At 66.8% G+C, this 19,375-nt stretch carries 19 protein-coding genes; 18 read left to right on the top strand and 1 reads right to left on the bottom strand.

Features of this window, described 5'->3' with window-relative positions; genetic code table 11:
* Positions 1-24: 24 nt before the first annotated feature.
* From HALDL1_07355 to HALDL1_07425, 15 genes are all read left to right on the top strand, one after another.
* Positions 25-1,167, top strand: coding sequence for a phosphoribosylaminoimidazole carboxylase (locus tag HALDL1_07355; GenBank protein AHG03431.1), 1,143 nt, complete (start codon positions 25-27; stop codon positions 1,165-1,167).
* Positions 1,168-1,169: 2 nt separating this feature from the next.
* Positions 1,170-1,781 carry a N5-carboxyaminoimidazole ribonucleotide mutase gene (locus HALDL1_07360; protein ID AHG03432.1) on the top strand — a complete coding sequence of 204 codons (612 nt, stop codon included), beginning with the start codon at positions 1,170-1,172 and terminating at the stop codon, positions 1,779-1,781.
* Positions 1,782-1,914: 133 nt separating this feature from the next.
* Complete coding sequence (locus HALDL1_07365; protein AHG03433.1) at positions 1,915-2,319, top strand: NADH dehydrogenase; 405 nt, start codon at positions 1,915-1,917, stop codon at positions 2,317-2,319.
* A complete protein-coding gene (locus tag HALDL1_07370; protein AHG03434.1) occupies positions 2,312-3,019 on the top strand; it encodes an NADH dehydrogenase in 708 nt (235 codons plus the stop codon). Before HALDL1_07365 ends, HALDL1_07370 begins: the two co-directional genes overlap by 8 nt.
* Positions 3,016-4,686 carry an NADH-quinone oxidoreductase subunit C gene (locus tag HALDL1_07375; protein ID AHG03435.1) on the top strand — a complete coding sequence of 557 codons (1,671 nt, stop codon included), beginning with the start codon at positions 3,016-3,018 and terminating at the stop codon, positions 4,684-4,686. The genes HALDL1_07370 and HALDL1_07375 overlap by 4 nt, the downstream gene beginning before the upstream one ends.
* Positions 4,687-5,742: an NADH dehydrogenase gene (locus HALDL1_07380; GenBank protein AHG03436.1), complete on the top strand. Its 1,056-nt coding sequence runs from the start codon at positions 4,687-4,689 to the stop codon at positions 5,740-5,742.
* Entirely contained in the window at positions 5,739-6,200 is a 462-nt protein-coding gene (locus HALDL1_07385; protein AHG03437.1) for a (4Fe-4S)-binding protein, read from the top strand. The genes HALDL1_07380 and HALDL1_07385 overlap by 4 nt, the downstream gene beginning before the upstream one ends.
* 60 nt (positions 6,201-6,260) lie before the next feature.
* On the top strand, positions 6,261-6,530 hold the full coding sequence (locus tag HALDL1_07390; protein AHG03438.1) for an NADH dehydrogenase subunit J: 270 nt from the start codon (positions 6,261-6,263) through the stop codon (positions 6,528-6,530).
* On the top strand, positions 6,527-6,841 hold the full coding sequence (locus tag HALDL1_07395) for an NADH dehydrogenase (protein ID AHG03439.1): 315 nt from the start codon (positions 6,527-6,529) through the stop codon (positions 6,839-6,841). The genes HALDL1_07390 and HALDL1_07395 overlap by 4 nt, the downstream gene beginning before the upstream one ends.
* Positions 6,841-7,146: an NADH-quinone oxidoreductase subunit K gene (locus HALDL1_07400; protein ID AHG03440.1), complete on the top strand. Its 306-nt coding sequence runs from the start codon at positions 6,841-6,843 to the stop codon at positions 7,144-7,146. The genes HALDL1_07395 and HALDL1_07400 overlap by 1 nt, the downstream gene beginning before the upstream one ends.
* A 1-nt stretch (position 7,147) precedes the next feature.
* Entirely contained in the window at positions 7,148-9,226 is a 2,079-nt protein-coding gene (locus HALDL1_07405; protein ID AHG03441.1) for an oxidoreductase, read from the top strand.
* On the top strand, positions 9,227-10,780 hold the full coding sequence (locus tag HALDL1_07410) for an oxidoreductase (GenBank protein AHG03442.1): 1,554 nt from the start codon (positions 9,227-9,229) through the stop codon (positions 10,778-10,780).
* Positions 10,777-12,261 carry an oxidoreductase gene (locus tag HALDL1_07415; protein AHG03443.1) on the top strand — a complete coding sequence of 495 codons (1,485 nt, stop codon included), beginning with the start codon at positions 10,777-10,779 and terminating at the stop codon, positions 12,259-12,261. The genes HALDL1_07410 and HALDL1_07415 overlap by 4 nt, the downstream gene beginning before the upstream one ends.
* A 54-nt stretch (positions 12,262-12,315) precedes the next feature.
* Positions 12,316-13,725, top strand: a complete 1,410-nt coding sequence (locus HALDL1_07420) for a DHH family phosphoesterase (GenBank protein AHG03444.1) — start codon at positions 12,316-12,318, stop codon at positions 13,723-13,725.
* A gap of 32 nt (positions 13,726-13,757) precedes the next feature.
* Entirely contained in the window at positions 13,758-14,579 is an 822-nt protein-coding gene (locus tag HALDL1_07425; protein ID AHG03445.1) for a hypothetical protein, read from the top strand.
* A gap of 37 nt (positions 14,580-14,616) precedes the next feature.
* Here the strand turns inward: HALDL1_07425 and HALDL1_07430 are convergent, their stop codons facing one another.
* Positions 14,617-15,459, bottom strand: coding sequence for a hypothetical protein (locus HALDL1_07430; GenBank protein AHG05229.1), 843 nt, complete (start codon positions 15,457-15,459; stop codon positions 14,617-14,619).
* A gap of 131 nt (positions 15,460-15,590) precedes the next feature.
* Here HALDL1_07430 and HALDL1_07435 point away from each other — a divergent pair, with 131 nt between their 5' ends.
* The 3 genes from HALDL1_07435 (at position 15,591) to HALDL1_07445 (ending at position 19,298) form a co-directional block, all read left to right on the top strand.
* A complete protein-coding gene (locus tag HALDL1_07435; GenBank protein ID AHG03446.1) occupies positions 15,591-16,616 on the top strand; it encodes an ABC transporter ATP-binding protein in 1,026 nt (341 codons plus the stop codon).
* On the top strand, positions 16,613-17,434 hold the full coding sequence (locus tag HALDL1_07440) for an ABC transporter (protein ID AHG03447.1): 822 nt from the start codon (positions 16,613-16,615) through the stop codon (positions 17,432-17,434). Before HALDL1_07435 ends, HALDL1_07440 begins: the two co-directional genes overlap by 4 nt.
* A 160-nt stretch (positions 17,435-17,594) precedes the next feature.
* The gene (locus tag HALDL1_07445; GenBank protein AHG03448.1) at positions 17,595-19,298 is read left to right on the top strand and encodes a methylmalonyl-CoA mutase; all 1,704 of its coding nucleotides are present in this window, start codon (positions 17,595-17,597) and stop codon (positions 19,296-19,298) included.
* The last annotated feature ends 77 nt before the right edge of the window (positions 19,299-19,375 follow it).

Genomic DNA, 19,375 nt, shown 5'->3' on the forward strand with positions numbered 1-19,375 from the left:
AGGAGTAGGCCCGACTGTGGCGCAATGACGGTCCGCGTTCCCGGAGCGACAGTCGGCGTCGTCGGCGGCGGCCAGCTCGGCCGGATGCTCGCCGAGGCCGCCAGTCCGCTCGGTATCGAGGTGGTCGTCCTCGACCCGACGCCGGACTGCCCCGCTGCACCCCCGGCGGCGGCGCAGGTCACCGCACCGTTCGACGACGAGGACGGCTTCCGCGACCTCGCCGACCGGGCGGACGTCCTCACCTACGAGATAGAACTCGCCGATCCCACCGTGCTGGAGCAGGTCGGCGAGGAGGCGGACGTGCCCGTCCACCCGTCGCCTGGGACGCTCCGCACCATCCAGGACAAACTCGTCCAGAACCGCGCCCTCGACGACGCCGGCGTCCCGGTGCCGGCGTTCCGCGCGGTGGACGACGCCGACGACCTGCGGGCCGCGTTCGACGGCCTGGGGTCGCCGCTGATGCTGAAGGCCCGCACCGGCGGCTACGACGGCCGGGGCAACGCGCCCGCCGACTCCATCGCAGACGCCCGCGAGACGTTCGGCGACCTCTCCGGCCTCGTCGCCGAGGAACTCGTCGACTTCGAGCGCGAACTCTCGGTCATCGCCGCGAACGGCGCCAGCGAGACAGCGACGTTCCCCGTCGCGGAGAACGTCCACGAGGCCGAGATTCTCCGCGAGTCCATCGTCCCCGCCCGCACCAGCGAGGACGTCCGCGAACGAGCGACCAGCGTCGCCCGCGACGTGATGGGCGTGCTGGACGGCAGGGGTGTGTTCGGCGTGGAACTGTTCGAGGTGGACGGACGAATCCTCGTCAACGAGGTCGCGCCACGCCCGCACAACTCCGGCCACTACACCATCGAGGGCTGTCACACCTCGCAGTTCGAACAGCACGTCCGCGCAGTGTGTGGCCTCCCGCTGGGCGAAACGACGCTGCGAGAACCCGCGGCGATGGCGAACGTCCTCGGCGACCCCGCCGGGGAATCGCGACCCGCAACCCTCGACGGCGTGCCGAGCGCGCTCCGCGACGGCCGGGCCTCCCTGCACTGGTACGGGAAGCGGGAGGTGCGACCGCTCCGGAAGATGGGCCACGTCACCGTCACCGGAGACGACCGCGGCGAGATTCTGACCCGTGCCCGTGCCGCCCGCGACTCGCTGTCCTTCCAGTAACCATGCCCACAGTCACCGACCTCATCGACAGCTTCGAATCGGAAGCAGCGCGCGACCGCCCCGACGACGAGACGCCGGACGTCGGCGTCATCATGGGGAGCGACTCCGACCTCGACGTGATGGCGGGCGCCCACGACGCGCTCACCGACCTCGGATTCACCGAGGTGACCGACTACGACGACGCGCCGTCCGGCTACTCCTTCGAGTCGTGGGTCGTCTCCGCGCACCGCACGCCGGACCTCATGTACGCCTACGCCGAGACGGCGGCCGAGCGCGGCCTCGACGTCATCATCGCGGGTGCCGGCGGGAAGTCCGCGGACCTCCCGAACATGACGGCGTCGCTGGCGTACCCGATTCCCGTCGTCGGCGTCCCCGTCCAGGAGAAGTCCGTCGACTCCGTCATCGGGATGCCGACCGGTGCTCCGCTCACCGCGGTGGACGCCGGGAAGTCCTACAACGCCGGCCTCTCGGCGGCCCAGATGCTCGCCACCGACGACCCGGACCTCGCTGACCGCCTTCGCGACCTCCACGCCGAACGCCGGGACGGCGTCGCCGCCGTCTCGCAGTCGCTGCACGAGCGTGGCACCCCGGATTTCCGGGCGTCGCGGGACTGACCGACAGGGCCGTCGCACTCGAATCGGCGAACCGCCCTCTTACGCTCGAAATCGGCCGTCAACGGCCGCGAAGGCATAAATCAACGTTTATAGGCGTGCGGTTCGAACCCCCGCACGTCACGGAGATACTCCTATGAATCCATGGATTGCCATCGGTATGCTGGCGCTGGTGGGCGTCCTCATCCCAGTCGGGATGATGGCCGTCTCTGCGCTCCTCCGCCCCAGTGTGCCTGAGAAAGGAAAACGGAACACCTACGAGAGCGGTGAGGTCCCGACGGGGGACGCGCGCCTGCAGTTCAACATCCAGTATTACATGGTTGCGCTCCTCTTCGTCGTCTTCGACATCGAGACCGTTCTCATCTTCCCGTGGACCGTCATCTATCGGGACGCCGTCCAGTCCGCCGGTCTGACGCGGGCGTTGCTGCCGATGCTCGTCTTCATCGGCATCCTCGTCGTCGGTCTCGCGTGGGCGTGGCGGAAGGGCGCCGTTCAGTGGGTGCGGTCGCCACGGCACAGACCGAGGAACACACATGAGTAGTGATCAACCCCGCAACAGCATCACGGAGTCCAGCACCCCGCAGACCAAGACCCGCGAAGCCCGCATGGGCGAGGGCATCGACAACCGGTTCAACTCCAAACTCCGGGAGGCGTTCGGCTCGACGCCGTTCATCCTCACGAAGTTCGACAAGTTCATGAACTGGGTTCGGGGGTCGAGCATGTTCATGCTGCAGTTCGGCATCGCCTGCTGCAGCATCGAGATGATGCACACGTACGCGGTGAAACACGACCTCGACCGCTTCGGCTCCGGGGTCCCGCGCGCCTCGCCACGGCAGGCCGACGTGATGATCGTCCCCGGGACGATCGTCTCGAAGTTCGCGCCGCGCATGAAGCGCGTCTACGACCAGATGCCCGAGCCGAAGTTCGTCGTCGGGATGGGCAACTGCACCGCCTCCGGCGGTCCGTTCCAGGAGGGGTACAACGTCGTGAAGGGCGCCGAGGAGGTCATCCCGGTCGACATCCACATCCCAGGCTGTCCGCCCCGGCCGGAGGCGCTCGTCTACGGCGTCGTCAAACTCCAGGAGCGCATCGCCAACGGCGAGTCCTCCCCGGTGACGGTCAAGCCGTACGAACTCGAGGAGTTCGGCGACCTCGACCGCGACGAGATGGTCCAGGAGATGGCCAAGGAGATCGACGAGGACACCCTCGTCATGCGCTACAACTGGGCTGATTCGCCATGAGCACGCACACCGAACCCGACACGCCAGTCACGAAGACGGAGGGCGTGGACGCAGACGCCATCGAGGAGCTGCTGGGCGACGACGTCCTCGACCGTGAGACCCACAGTAACGCCGAGGGCATCGTCGTGCGCGCCGACGCGGTCCAAGACGTGCTCCAGACGCTGAAGGACGAGGCCGGCTTCGACCACCTCTCCTGTCTCACGGCCGAGGAGCACCCCGACCGCTTCGAGAGCATCTACCACCTGAAGCAGTACGACGACCCGACCAACGAACTCAGCGTCATCGTCCCGGCCTCCCGCGAGGAGCCGGTCAGCCAGTCCGCGGAACCGGTCTACCGGACGGCCGATTGGCACGAGCGGGAGGCTTACGACCTAGTCGGCGTCCAGTACGAGGACCACCCGAACCTCAAGCGGATTCTCCTCCCGGAGACCTGGCAGGGCCACCCGCTCGGCCTCGACTACAACCAGGACAAGCCCCAGATCGTCACGTTCGACGAACACAAGAACCCGCTCGAGGAGGACCACATGAACGCGGAAGGTGGGGACACGATGTTCCTCAACATCGGCCCCCACCACCCTGCCACGCACGGCGTCCTCCACATCGAGACGGTCCTCGACGGCGAGCAGGTCGCCGCCGTCAACCCGGACGTCGGCTACCTCCACCGCTGCGAGGAGCAGATGTGCCAGCAGAGCACGTACCGCTACCAGATCATGCCCTACCCCGACCGCTGGGACTACGGTCCGGGCGGCATCATCAACGAGTGGTCGTACGCACGCGCGGCGGAGGACCTCGCGGACATCGACGTCCCCGAGTACGCACAGATCCTCCGCACGATGGGCTCGGAGATGTGCCGCATCACGTGTCACCTGCTGGCGACCGGGACGTTCGCCCTCGACATCTACGGCGACTTCACGGCCATCTTCATGTACGCCATGCAGGACCGCGAGAAGATGCAGAATCTCCTCGAGGACCTCACCGGCCAGCGCATGATGTTCAACTACCTCCGGCTCGGCGGTGTCGTCTGGGACATCCCCGAACCCCGCGAGGAGTACTTCGAGAAGGTCCGCGACGTCCTCGACGAGATGCCCGAGCGCCTCGAGGAGTACCACGACCTCATCACGAGCAACGAGATCTTCCAGTCGCGGTGTATCGACACCGGCAGCCTGGACCCGGAGACTGCCAAGGACTACGGCGTCACCGGACCGGTCGCCCGCGGGTCGGGAATCGACTACGACCTCCGGCGGGACGACCCCTACGGCTACTACGACCAGCTCGACTGGGACGTGGTCACCGAGGACGGCTGCGACAACTACTCGCGGCTGCTCGTTCGCCTCCGCGAGGTCGAGGAGTCCGCACGCATCATCGAGCAGTGCATCGACCTGCTTGAGGACTGGCCCGAGGACGAGCGAAACATCCAGTCGAACGTTCCGCGCACGCTGAAGCCCGAAGCGGGCAAGGAGACCTACAAGGCCGTCGAGGGCGCGAAGGGCGAACTCGGCATCTACATCCGCTCGGACGGCACGGAGAAGCCGGGTCGGTTCAAGATCCGGAGTCCGTGCTACAACAACCTCTCCGCGCTCGAGGAGATGTCCACGGGCGAGTACGTGCCGGACCTCATCGCGACGCTCGGCAGCCTCGACGTCATTCTCGGGGAGGTGGACCGGTAGATGGCGACGTCGACACCACTCCCCGACACGATCTACCGCCTGATCGGCATCGACGGGTTCGCCGCGGAACTCCTCTCGATGTTCCTCGCGGCGTTCCTCATCGGCAACATCATGCTGACGATGACGGCCGTCGCCGGCCCGTGGGCGAAGCGGAAGATCACGGCCGCGTTCACGGACCGCATCGCGGTCAACCGGGTCGGACCGTTCGGCCTGCTCATCATCGTGGCCGACGCCGTCCGCCTGCTCTCGAAGGAGCTCATCATCCCGGAGAACGTCGACCGCCCGGCCTTCGACCTCGCACCAATCGTGCTCGCGTCGTCGGCGCTGCTGGCGTTCGCCGTCATCCCGATGGGCAGCGGTATCCAGCTCGCCGACCCCGAGACGGGGCTCGTCTTCGTCTTCGCGGTCGCCTCCATCGCGAGCGTCGGACTCCTGATGGGCGGCTACGCGTCGAACAACAAGTTCAGCCTGCTCGGCGGCCTGCGCGCGGTCGCGCAGAACCTCGCCTACGAGATCCCGCTCGTCATCACGGCGGCGTCCGTCGTGCTGTTCACCGGGTCGCTCCAGCTGAGCGAGATCGTCGCCATCCAGCAGAACACGACGCTCGCGGTCGTCGCCGGCATCCGCATCCCGGCGTGGTTCGCGTTCGTCAACCCGTTCGCGTTCGTGCTGTTCGTCGTGGCGAATCTCGCGGAGATCGGCCGCAACCCGTTCGACACGCCTGAGGCGCCGACCGAGATCGTCGCTGGGTACCAGACGGAGTACTCTTCGGTCTACTTCGTGCTGTTCTACCTCGGCGAGTTCATCCACATCTTCCTCGGTGGCGCCATCATCGCGACGCTGTTCCTCGGCGGACCCGCGGGGCCGGTGCTGCCCGGCTTCGTCTGGTTCGTCATCAAGATCTGGGCGGTGTTCCTGTTCACGCAGTGGGCGCGGTCGGCGATTCCACGCGTGCGCATCGACCAGCTCATTGAGATCGGCTGGAAGGGGATGCTCGTGCTCTCCTTCGCCAATCTCGTGCTGACCGCGGTAATCCTCGGGGTGACTGGACTATGATCGGACTCCTGAAATCGATGGCGACGACGATGAAACACGCACTCGACGGCGAGACGTTCACCGTCGAGTATCCCGACGAGGCGCCCGAAGTGAGTCCGCGCTTCCGCGGCGTCCACAAGTTCAGCCAGGAGCGCTGCATCTGGTGCCGGCAGTGCGAGAAGGTGTGTCCGAACGACACCATCCAGATCGTGACGGACAAGCAGCGCAACGGCGAGCAGTACAACCTCCACGTCGGCCAGTGCATCTACTGCCGGCTCTGCGAGGAGGTCTGTCCCGTCGACGCGATCCTGCTCACCGAGCAGTTCGAGTTCACGGGCGACACGAAACACGACCTCGTGTTCAACAAAGAACAGCTGAAGAACGTACCGTGGTACAAGGACATCGACCCGCTCGCGTCCCGGGAGCCCGACAGAGGAGCCTGGATCGGCGAGGGTGAAGGCGAGGTCGACTACCAGTAACCACGGACGCCCGTCTCGAAATGTTGAAAGGGCGTATTTGCGAATCACAAGGTGACTGAAATGGTATACGAAATACTCGCGTTCGGACTGTTCGCCCTGGTGACAGTGGCGAGTAGCCTGGGCGCTGTCCTGGTGGAGGACGTGTGGCACTCCGCGCTGTTGCTCGGCGTCTCACTGCTGAGCTTCGCCGTCCACTACGTTATGTTACAGGCGGAGTTCGTGGCGGCGATGCAGGTCCTCGTCTACGTGGGCGGGGTTCTCATCCTCATCACGTTCGCGGTGATGCTCACACGTCATCCTGGTCGTACAGAGGAGGTGACTAAGGCGTGACGACGCGCCCACGGCTCAGAGACCCGAAGACGTTCGTTCCGGGGATCGTCGCTGTCGCGCTGTTCGCCGTCATGGCGGCAGTGTTCGTCGGCACGAACTTCGACGTGGCTACCGGGTTCGCGGCGGACGCGAACATCACGGCCACCATCGGCTACGCGCTGATGGGGCTACTCGACGTCAGCGGCGAGACCGCCGTCGAGAGCGAGGGCTTCCTCGCTGCGTTCGAGATCATCGACGTCGTGCTGGTCGCGGCACTCGTCGGCTCGGTGATGCTGGCCGACCGCGAACTACTGGGGGGTGACGACGAGTAATGGCCGTCCCCGTCGAGTACTACCTGGTGCTGTCCGCGGCCGTGTTCTGCACGGGCCTGTTCGGCGTGCTGACCCGCGAGAACGCCCTGATGTTCCTCATCAGCGTCGAACTGATGCTGAACGCAGCGAACATCAACTTCGTGGCGTTCTCCCACTACTACGGCAACCTCACGGGGCAGGTGTTCAGCCTGTTCACGATGGCGCTGGCCGCCGCCGAGGTGGCGGTCGGTCTCGGCATCATCCTCGTGCTGTATCGCAACTTCGACGACATCGACGTGCGGAAGGCTACGACGATGAGGTGGTAAAATGGTAGGTGCATTCGACTTCGCGCCCGCGATTCCGCTGCTGCCGTTCGCATCGTTCCTCATCGCGCTACTGGTGGGCTACTTCGCCCCCCGTCTGCTGCCGAAGGGCGGCGCGGTCCCCGGCATCCTGGCGACCGCCGGGTCGCTCGCGCTCTCGGTCTGGGCGTTCCTCGCGGTGAGCGGTGGCGACTACTACGCCGAGACCATCTACACGTGGGTGGTGGCCGAGGAGGCGTTCAGCCTCCACTTCGGCATCCTGCTCGACCCGCTGTCGACGATGATGCTCGTCATCGTCTCGCTGGTCGCGTTCCTCGTCCACGTGTTCAGCCTCGGCTACATGAACGACGAGGGCGAGACGGGCCTCCCCCGGTACTACGCCGGCCTCGGCCTGTTCACGTTCTCGATGCTCTCGTTCGTCGTCGCGGACAACCTCCTGATGGCGTTCATGTTCTTCGAGCTGGTCGGGCTCTGCTCGTTCCTGCTCATCGGGTTCTGGTTCCGCGAGCCCGGCCCGCCGAGCGCAGCGAAGAAGGCGTTCCTGGTCACCCGCTTCGGTGACTACTTCTTCCTCATCGGCGTCGTCGCCATCTTCGCGACGTTCGGCACGTCGCGGTTCATCGCGACGGGTTCTGGGGCAGAGAGCTTCCCGCACCTCGCCGAACTGGCCATCCAGGCCGTCAACGGAGAGGGGGCGATGCCCGAACAGGTCGCGTCGTTCCTCGACGTGGTCGGCATGAGCGCCCAGACGTGGTTCGCCATCCTGGGCCTACTCGTGCTCGGGGGCGTCATCGGGAAGTCCGCGCAGTTCCCGCTACACACGTGGCTGCCCGACGCGATGGAGGGTCCCACGCCCGTCTCCGCGCTCATCCACGCCGCGACGATGGTGGCGGCCGGCGTCTACCTCGTCGCGCGCATGTACGGCTTCTACGCGCTGCTCCCGACCGTCCTCGCCATCATCGCGCTGGTCGGCGGGTTCACCGCGCTGTTCGCCGCGACGATGGGCGTCGTGAAAGACGAGATCAAGCAGGTGCTCGCGTACTCGACCATCAGCCAGTACGGCTACATGATGCTCGGGCTGGGAGCGGGCGGCTACGTCGCCGCGACCTTCCACCTGATGACACACGCGTTCTTCAAGGCGCTGCTGTTCCTCGGCGCCGGGTCGGTCATCATCGCGATGCACCACAACGAGGACATGTGGGACATGGGCGGCCTGAAGGAGAAGATGCCCGTGACATACTACACGTTCCTCTCCGGGAGTCTCGCGCTCGCCGGCATCGTGCCGTTCGCGGGCTTCTGGTCGAAGGACGAGGTGCTGTTCTACGCAGCCAACTACGGCCTCGGAGAGAGCCCGATTCTGCTCGCCGCGTACGCGATGGGCCTGCTCGCGGTGCTGTTCACGGGCTTCTACACGTTCCGCATGGTGCTGCTCACCTTCCACGGTGACGCACGGTCGGACACGGCCCGCGACCCGCACGGCGTCGGCTGGAACGTGAAGTTCCCGCTCGTCGTGCTCGGCATTCTCGCCGCGACGGCCGGCCTCGTCAACATGACGCCGGTCGCGGAGCTCACGGGCGCACACATCGAGTTCCTCCACCAGTGGCTGGTCATCCCCGAGGGCAGCAACTTCGCCGCGCTCGGCTACGACCACTACCACCAGCTGCTCGTGGACTTCTCAGGCTACGGCGAGGCCGAACTCTCGCCGCTGCTGCCCGGTGCAGTGTCGCTGGCGCTCGCGCTCACCGGCGCGGGCCTGGCGTGGTTCCTCTACAGCGGTGACGAGCCGACCGAGCACACCGAGAAGCTCGGCGCCGCCAAGACGGTACTGTACAACAACTACTACCAGGACGAGTACCAGGTGTGGCTCGCCGAGGGGCTCACGCTCCCCATCGCGCGCGCTGCCAACACCTTCGACCAGGGAATCGTCGACGGCGTCGTCAACGGCCTCAGCAGCGTGAGCCTGTTCGCGGGCGGTCGCATCAAGCGCGTACAGGACGGGCTGGTGACCCACTACGCCGCGATGCTCGCCATCGGTCTGGTCGCACTCCTGGTGGCCTTCGGCCTCCTCGGGGGGTGGTTCTGAATGATTATCGAAGCACTCATCGCTGTCACGCTGGTTTCGGCCGTCGTCGTGATGCTCGCCCCCGACCGGGTGGCGGGCAAACTCGCGCTCGGCCTCAGCCTGCTCCCCGTCGTGGGGAGTCTCTGGATGTACGCGCAGTTCGACGCGGTCGGCAACGCTCTCTTCGACGAGGGCAGCCTCGCGTTCGAGACGATGACGCAGTGGATCACGGTCGGTCCGTACGCGCTCAACTGGCACGTCGGCGTCGACGGCATCAGCATGCCGCTCGTCGTCCTGACGACGGTGCTCACGTCGCTCGCCATCATGAGCGCGTGGACGCCCATCGACTCCCGGCAGAGCCAGTTCTACGCGCTCATGCTGTTCATGGAGGCGAGCCTCCTGGGCGTGTTCACGGCGCTGGACTTCATCGTCTGGTTCGTCTTCTGGGAGTTCGTCCTGGTGCCGATGTACTTCCTCATCGGCATCTGGGGCGGGCCGCGCCGGAAGTACGCCGCGATCAAGTTCTTCGTCTACACGAACGTCGCCAGCCTGGTGATGTTCATCGGGTTCGTGGCGCTCGTGTTCGCGCTCCCGGTCGCGACGATGGACCTGCCCGCCATCGCCGGCGCGCTGCAGGCCGGCGAGTTCCAGACGACGTACGGCCTCGGCGCCGAGGGCCTGAAGACCGTCGCGTTCTTCGCGATGTTCTTCGGCTTCGCGGTGAAGGTGCCGACCATTCCGCTACACACGTGGCTGCCGGACGCCCACGTGCAGGCGCCCACCCCGGCCTCGGTGATGCTGGCGGGCGTCCTCCTGAAGATGGGTACGTACGCCCTGCTCCGGTTCAACTTCACGCTCCTGCCGGGCGTCGCCGCCGACTACGCGGTGCTCATCGCCGCCATCGCGGTGGCGTCGGTCATCTACGGTGCGATGCTCGCGCTCGCCCAGCAGGACCTCAAGCGCATCGTGGCGTACTCCTCCGTTTCCTCGATGGGGTACGTCATCCTCGGACTCGTCGCGTACAACCACTACGGGCTCGGCGGCGCGACGTTCCAGATGGTCGCCCACGGCCTCATCTCCGGTCTGATGTTCATGTGCGTCGGTGTCATCTACAACACCGCCCACACCCGGATGGTCGGGGACCTCTCGGGCATCGCGGACCGCATGCCCGTCACCGCGGCGGTGTTCGTCGCCGCCGCGTTCGGCTACATGGGGCTGCCGCTGATGGCCGGCTTCGCCGGCGAGGTGTTCATCTTCCTCGGCGGCTTCTCGGCCACGTTCGCCTACGCCCAGCTGTTCACGGCGCTCGCGATGTTCGGCATCGTCATCGTCGCCGGCTACCTCCTGTTCGCCATGCAGCGGGTCCTCTTCGGCCCGTTCCGGGTGGACACGGACTACGACATCGTGCCTGCAGCCGTCCACGACACGACGCCTATCGTCGTGTTGCTGCTACTGGTCATCCTGCTCGGCACGGTACCGGACGTGTTCTTCGCCATGATCCTGGACGCCGTCGACCCGATGGTCGGCTCGGTCCAGTCTACGATGGCGCTGCCACTCGGGGGTGAGTTCCTGTGACGGAACTGCCACCCCTCACCCCCCAGCTGATTCTGGGGGCGACGGCGATTCTCGTCATCGGCGTAAGCGCTATCGCGCCCGACGACGAGAGCAACACCCTGCTGGCCGCCATCAGCGCGGCGGGCACGCTGCTCACCGCGGGCGTCGCGGCGTGGTTCCTCGCCGCCGGCACGGGCGACTTCCAGTTCGTGCAGTTCGACGGCGCGCTCGTCGTGGACGCGTTGAGCCTCTTCTTCGCGTTCATCGTCGGGAGCGTCGGGACGCTCGTCGTCGTGGCGAGCTACGACTACCTCGAGGGAAGCCGGAACATCGCGGCGTACTACTCGCTCGTGCTGCTCGCGGCCACGGGGATGACCCTGATGGCGTCCGCGAACAGCCTCGCAACGGTGTTCGTCAGCATCGAACTGGCGAGTCTCCCGTCGTTCGCGCTGGTCGCGTTCCTGAAGAATGACCGGGGCAGCGTCGAGTCTGGTCTGAAGTACTTCCTCATCGGGGCACTGTCGTCGGCGGTGATGGCCTACGGTATCAGCCTCATCTACGCGTCGACCGGCACCCTGCTGCTCCAGAACATCGCCGAGACGCTCGACACTCAGCAGTTCGTCGGCGTGCTCGGCCTGGGCATCGTGATGCTCACCGGCGGCTTCGCGTTCAAGACCGCCTCCGTGCCGTTCCACTTCTGGGCGCCGGAGGCCTACGAGGGAGCGCCCGCACCAATTAGCGCGTTCCTCTCCTCGGCGTCGAAGGCGGCCGGCTTCGCCGTGGCGTTCCGTGTGTTCACGACCGCCTTCCCGCTGGAGGCGCTGGCGACCACCGTCGTCGACTGGTCGCTGCTGTTCGCGGTGCTCGCAGTCGTCACGATGACGCTCGGTAACTTCGCCGCGGCCACCCAGGACAACGTCAAGCGGATGCTCGCGTACTCCTCCGTCGGCCACGCGGGCTACGTGCTCATCGGCCTCGCCGCCATCCAGAGCGGCGCGGGCGCGGAGAACTCCTTCGTGCTCGGCGCGTCGATGATGCACCTGCTCGTCTACGGCTTCATGAACACGGGCGCGTTCCTGTTCGTCGCGCTCGCCGAGTACTGGGGCGTCGGCCGGACGTTCGAGGACTACAACGGTCTCGCCGAGCGCGCCCCCGTGGCGTGTGTCGCGATGACCGTCTTCGTGTTCAGCCTCGCCGGCCTCCCCGTGGGCGGCGGCTTCCTCTCGAAGTACCTGCTGTTCGCGGGCGCGGTGCAGTCCGGGTTCGCGTGGCTCGCCGCCATCGCGGCCCTCAACAGCGCGCTGTCGCTGTTCTACTACTCGCGGGTCGTGAAGGCGCTCTGGATCGAGGACCCGGCAGACGACCTCTCGCTGCGCGGCACGCCGACCGGCCTCTACACCGCCGTCGTCGCGGCCGCCGTGGTGACCGTCGTCCTGCTGTTCGCCTTCGATCCGGTCGCACAGACCGCGATTCACGCTGCTGGCGTGCTCTTCGGCGTCTAACGCCGGGGCACACAGCGGTACCTTTTAGCGGGCGGGAGCGATACCTCAGACCGAATGGTTTCTCGGCTCGTGCTCGGTTGCGGGACGACGGGCCACGCCCTCGTGCAGTCGTTCGCAGGTCGACGCGGCGACCTGTTCGTCATCGACCCGGACGAGAGCCGCGTGGAGTCGCTGCGCAACGAGAAGGTCGCGGCCGAGGTTGGCGACGTCACGGACCCCGACGCGATTCGACGCCCGGACCAGGCCGTCGACCTCGTCGTTGTGGCGGCGGACGCCGCCGAGGTCAACCGACTCGCGGCCGACGCCGCCCGCGAGGTGTACCCGGACGCCGAACTCGTGGCGATGCTCGGCTTCGAGGCGACCAACCACGACAGGGCGGCCCTCGAGTCGCTGGCCGACCGAGTCGTCGACCCGGGCGCAGCGATTCTCGACCACGTCGAGGAGGTGACGTCGACCGGCGCGTCCGCTCGACTGCAGGCGCTCCGCGAGGTGCTCAACGGCATCGAGGGGACCCTCGGCGTCTTCATGCACGACAACCCCGACCCGGACGCCATCGCGGCCGCCGTCGGCCTCCAGCGACTCGCCGAGGACGCGGGCGTCGACTCCGAGGCGTGCTACTTCGGGGAGATATCCCACCAGGAGAACCGGGCGTTCGTCAACCTCCTCGACCTGGACGTCCGGAACCTTACGACCGGGGCCGACCTGGACTACGACGCCGTGGCGCTCGTCGACCACTCCGCCCCGGGGGTCAACGACCAGCTACCGCCGGACACGGACGTCGACATCATCATCGACCACCACCCGCCCAAGGCCGACGTGGACGCCGACTTCGTGGACATCCGCGAGGAGATGGGCGCCGCCAGCACAATCCTCGTGGAGTACCTCAGGGGGTACAACATCGACATCGACACGTCGGTGGCGACAGCACTGCTGTACGGCATCAGGGTGGACACGAAGGACTTCGCCCGGGAGATCACCATCGACGACTTCGAGGCGGGCGCGTGGCTGCTCCCGCAGGCCGACACGGACGTCCTCGAACGCATCGAGACGCCGTCGATGAGCGCGGACACCTTGGACACCATCGCTGCCGCCATCCGCAATCGTGAACTCGACGGCTCAATGCTGGCCTCCTGCGTCGGCGCCATCGCCGACCGCGACACGCTCGCGCAGGCCGCCGACCGCCTGCTCGCGATGCGTGGGGTGACCGTCACCTTCGTCTACGGGTTCACCGAGGGCACCATCTACGTCTCCGCGCGCTCCCGCGGGAAGGACATCGACCTCGGCGCGGTGTTGCGGGAGGCGTTCGGCGACCAGGGGAGCGCGGGCGGGCACGCCGACATGGCGGGCGCACAGCTCCCCCTGGGGCTGTTCAACGAGGTCGACGAGGCCGCAGAGGAGACGCTCACGGAGATGGTTCAGGACGTGGTGTCGTCGCGCTTCTTCGACGCGGTCCGCGGGGAGTGAGCTTTTGGCAGTCGGTGCCCAAGGGCTCGGTGATGGACCAGGCGTTCGAGTACGACGGGACCAAACCGAAGGTCGAGGACTACATGACGCGGGACGTGGCCACCGTCTCGCCCGACGACTCGGTCCGCGACGTCGCGACGCGCATCTCCGAGAGCGAGCACAACGGCTTCCCGGTCTGTGAGGGACGGCGCGTCGAGGGGTTCGTCTCGGCGCGAGACCTCCTGCTCTCGGACCCCGAGGAGCTCGTGTTCAAGGCGATGAGCGACGAACTCATCGTCGCGCACCCGGAGATGAAGGTGACCGACGCCGCCCGCGTCATCCTCCGGTCGGGCATCCAGAAGCTCCCGGTCGTCGACGACGCCGGCAACCTCGTCGGAATCATCTCGAACTCGGACGTCATCCGCTCGCAGATCGAACGCGCGACCCCCGAGAAGGTGGGGAAGCTCAAACGCACCCTGGAGACGATTCACGGCATCGAGGCCACCGAGGAGCGGCGCTCGGTGCGACTCGCGGACATCGTGCCGACCCAGGGGAAGGTGTACGCCGACGAACTGGAGGGACGGAGCTACGAACTGGAACACGGCCTCGCGGAGCCACTCGTGGTCATCGACAACAGCGGGGAGAGCGGCAGCGACGACGGCGACCTGCTGCTCGCGGACGGCCACCACCGTGTGATGGCCGCCGAGCGCTCGGGCATCGAGGAGATGGACGCCTACGTCATCGTTCTCGGGAAGCGCGTCGACCTGGGGATGGCGCGCACCGCCGAGAAGGAGGGCCTGGAGTCCATCTCGGACATCAGCGTCGTCGACTATGCGCGCCACCCGCTCGTCGAGACCATCGAGCGACTCCAGTAGCGTCTTCTCGCCAGTTCCCTCTCTTCGTCTCCGACGTTCAGGCCTCGGTGACGTTCAGCGCGTCGTCGATGCGGAGCGTGAGGCTCTCCTCGCCGACCTCGACGTCGAGTTCGACCTCGATCGGGTCCTCGGCGACCACCGTCGCGTTGTCCCGCGAGTGCGCGAAGTCGAGCGCGGCGGGGAACTCCCGGCGAACGTCCACGCCGTGGTCGTAGTACAGCGAGACGACCGCGGGGTGCCGGAGCGCGGTCAGGCCGACCGGCACCTGGATGCCCATCCAGCAGCTCTCACAGTCGATGGAGACGGAGAGGTGACCGCCGTCGTCCCGGTCGAACTCGGTGGGGACCATCACGCCCGAGCACGACGGGCAGACGCCGTCGACGGCTCGTTCGAGGTCCAGCTGAACGTCGCTGATGGAGAAGTCGACTATCTCGTGGATGTCGGCGCCCTCCGCGACGGACGGCGGGACGGCGGTGACGTAGAACGCGTCGTGGTCCTCGCACTCGACAGTCAGCAGATGTTCCTCGTAGCGTGCGGTGAGCGCCTCGCCACATCGCGGACAGTCGTGGTCGACGATGGCCTCACGAGGCTCCGGCTGGGACGTGTAGACGCCCGCCGCCACTGACCCGATGGCTTTCATGCCGGCGTACGTCGGCGCGTACCCGCCCTCGCGCTTGACGACGAAGCGGTCGCGGAGCTTCCCGAGGTGGTAGTTGAACCGGCCGGCGTCGTCGAAGCCGACGGCCCGCCGGAGTTCGGCGAACTCCACCACGGAGCCGTCACCCGCGTGGCCCCGGTCCGTCAGTTCGCGGAGGATGGCCACCCTGGAGGGGTCGGAGAGGACGCCGAAGGCGTCCGCTGCGGTGTCGGGGTCGGTCATGTCACGGAGTGCGCTCCCGGCCGACAAAAGCCCGTCGTGTCAGATTAGTTGGTGAACGCGTGTTCTGGAAGCGACCCAACAGAATAGTCATTCTGGAAACCATTAACCGGTGCCGTGGCGTTCCCTCCAGTATGAGTCAGGCGACACAGCGAGAGCGGCCGCCCGGCGAGTCGACCGGCGACGCGGATGCCGAGGCGGTGCTGTCGGTCGATGGGTTACGCAAGACGTACGGCGAAGGCGAGGATGCCGTCACTGCCGTCGTCGACGTCTCCTTCGAAGTGGACCGCGGCGAGGTCGTCGGCGTGCTCGGCCCGAACGGGGCGGGGAAGACGACGACCATCAAGTCGATTCTCGGCCTCGTCGTGCCGACCGCGGGCGACGTCGAGATCGCCGGCATCGACGCCAGCGACAACCAGCGCGCCGTCTACCGCCACGTCGGAGCAATGCTGGAGGGCGCGCGGAACGTCTACTGGCGGCTCACCGTCCGCGAGAATCTCGAATTCTTCGCGGCGCTGGGCGGCCAGAGTCCCCACGCCTCCCGCGAGCGCCACGACGAACTCCTCGACCAGTTCGGTCTCGCCGAGAAGGCTGACCATACGGTCAACGACCTCTCACGCGGCCAGAAGCAGAAGGTCTCGCTGGCGGCCACGCTCGCCCGCGGCACCGACGTCGTGTTCCTCGACGAACCGACGCTCGGCCTCGACGTTGAGGCATCCCTGGAACTCCGCCGCGAACTCCGACGACTCGCCGACGAGGAGGACATCACCATCGTCCTCTCGAGTCACGACATGGACGTCGTCGAGGACGTCTGCGACCGCGTCGTCATCCTCTCGGACGGCCAGGTCATCGCTGACGACTCCGTCGAGGACCTCGTCGGCGTCTTCGACACGCAGGCCTATCGCATCTCGGTCGACGGCGTCGTCCCGGACGACGTCAGGGCCCGCCTCGACGCCGCGTTCCGCGTCGACGACTGGGAGCGGTTCGGCGACCACACGCGCTTCGAGGTGACCCTCACCGAGGAGACCACGCTCTACGACGTCCTCGACGCGCTCCGGGACGCCGACCTGGCGCTCGCCGACGTCGACGGCCGCGACCCGAACCTGGAGGACGTCTTCCTCGAGGTCACCAACCACAGTCTCGGAGGTGACGCGGCGTGAGCACGCAGTCCGCGACGGGCAGCGGCGCGGCCGTCGACACGGGCGCCTGGGGCTACTTCCGGTTCTTCCTCTTCTCCCTGAAAAAGCGGTTCATCCTGCTGGTCCGCTACCCGGTGAACACGCTCTCACAGATCGGGACCATCGCGCTCGTCTTCCTCGTCATCTTCTACGGGGGGCGCGCGGTCGCTCCCGCCGCCATCTCCGACACGCTCGGCGGCATCATCGTCGGCTACCTGCTGTGGAGCATGTCCATCTCCGCCTACATGGGGCTGGCCTGGAACGCCACCCGTGAGTCCCAGTGGGGGACCCTCGAACAGCTGTTCATGTCGCCGTTCGGCTTCGGGCGCGTGATGATAGCGAAGACGGTCGGCAACATGGTCGACACGTTCCTCCGCGGCGCCATCACGCTCGCCGTCATGCTCGTCGTCTCCGGTCGCACGCTCGCCGTCGACCCCATCACTGTCCTGCCGATAGCGGCGCTCGCAGTGGCGCCAGCCGTCGGCATCGGGTTCCTCTTCGGCGGGCTGGCCATCCGGTTCAAGCGCGTCGAGAACGCCTTCCAGTTGATGCAGTTCGGGTTCATCGGCCTCATCGCAGCGCCCGTCGCCCAGTACCCCTGGATGAAGTGGCTCCCGCTCGCCCAGGGGAGCCAGCTCCTGCAGACCGCGATGCGAGACGGAATCGCCCTGTGGAACCTCCCGCCGGGCGAACTCGGCGTCCTGATCGTCACTGCCGTCGGCTACCTCGTCGCCGGCTACGCCGCGCTCACGTACTGCCAGCGGTGGGCGCGCCGCGAGGGCGTCATGGGACACTACTGACCCCCGTCCCACGAGTCGGCGATTCTCCGTTGGCGCATCCGGCGGAGCCTCCGGTTCCGCCCGCCTCGCGGGTCGCTTCGCTCCCCACTCCCCCGCAGGAGAGTCCTTCGGGATCTCCCGCCTCGAAACCTCTTTGAGTCCCCCAACTGACGTTACACACATGTACGACGACGACGACCTCGCCGACATCCGCGAGGCGCGCGACGAGTGGGAAGAGGAAAGCCTCGACCCCGTTCTCGACGCCTACGGCGAGCGGAAGGACCGCTTCGCGACGGTCTCTAACATGGATGTGAATCGCCTCTACACGCCCGACGACGTCGCCGACACGGACTACGAGGAGGACCTCGGCTTCCCCGGGGAGTTCCCGTACACGCGAGGCGTCTATCCCACGGGCTACCGCGGTCGCACGTGGACGATGCGGCAGTTCGCTGGCTTCGGCACTGCCGAGGAGACCAACGAGCGGTTCCACTACCTCATCGACGAGGGCCAGACCGGGCTCTCGACGGCCTTCGACATGCCGTCGCTGATGGGCCTCGACAGCGACGACCCGATGAGCCTCGGCGAGGTCGGCAAGGAGGGCGTCGCCGTCGACACACTTCGGGACATGGAGATCCTCTTCGACGGCATCGACCTCGACGAGGTGTCGACGTCGTTCACGATTAACCCGAGCGCGCCCGTCATCTACGCGATGTACCTCGCGCTCGCCGACCAGCAGGGCGTCCCACGAGAGGAGATTCGGGGGACCCTCCAGAACGACATGCTCAAGGAGTTCATCGCGCAGAAGGAGTGGGTCGTCCCCCCGGAGCCCTCCCTCGACCTCGTCACGGACGTCGTGGAGTACTGCGCCACGGAGACGCCGAAGTTCCACCCCATCTCCATCTCCGGCTACCACATCCGGGAGGCCGGATCGACCGCGGTCCAGGAACTTGCCTTCACGCTCGCGGACGGCTTCGCTTACGTCGAGAACGGCATCGAGCGCGGCCTGGACGTCGACGAGTTCGCGCCGACGCTCTCCTTCTTCTTCAACTCCCACAACTCCATCTTCGAGGAGGTCGCGAAGTTCCGCGCCGCACGCCGCATCTACGCCCGCGTGATGGACGAGTGGTACGACGCCGAGGCCGAGGCGTCGAAGACCCTGAAGTTCCACACACAGACCGCCGGCCAGAGCCTCACCGCCCAGCAGCCCCTGAACAACGTCGCCCGCGTCACCCTCCAGGCGCTCGCGGCGGTGCTCGGCGGTTCCCAGAGTATCCACACCAATTCGTACGACGAGGCGCTCGCGCTCCCCAGCGAGGAGGCCGTGCGCGTCGCGCTGCGCACCCAGCAGATCATCGCCGACGAGTCGGGCGCCGCGGACATCGTCGACCCCCTCGGCGGCAGTTTCGCCGTCGAGTCCCTCACCGACGAGGTGGAGGAAGAGGCGATGGCGTACATCGAGGAGATCAAGGAGATGGGCGACGGCAGCGTCAGCGACGGCGTCCTCCAGGGCATCGCGGACGGCTACTTCCACCGCGAGATCCAGGAGTCCGCCTACGAGTACCAGTCACGCGTGGACGACGGCGAGGAGACAGTCGTCGGCGTCAACAAGTACGAGATGGACGAGGACACCAGCCCGGACATCCTCCAGATCGACGAGGACGCGACCCGGGACCGACAGCTGAACCGCCTCGAATCCGTCAAGGCCGAGCGCGACGACGCGGCCGTCGAGGAGACTCTCGACGCGCTCCGCGACGCCGTCCACGCCGACGAGAACACCATCCCGTACATCGTCGACGCGGTGAAGGCGTACGCCACGATGGGCGAAATCATGCAGGTGTTCGAGGACGAGTTCGGCGGCTACCAGGAGACCGCCGCGGTCGCCTGACCCTTCCGTTCTACTCTCTGCGCCTGGACAGTACTCTCGACGCCGAGTAACTCCGGATTACCAGTTCTCGATTCGCC

The organism is Halobacterium sp. DL1 (assembly GCA_000230955.3).
Taxonomy (GTDB): Archaea; Halobacteriota; Halobacteria; order Halobacteriales; family Halobacteriaceae; genus Halobacterium.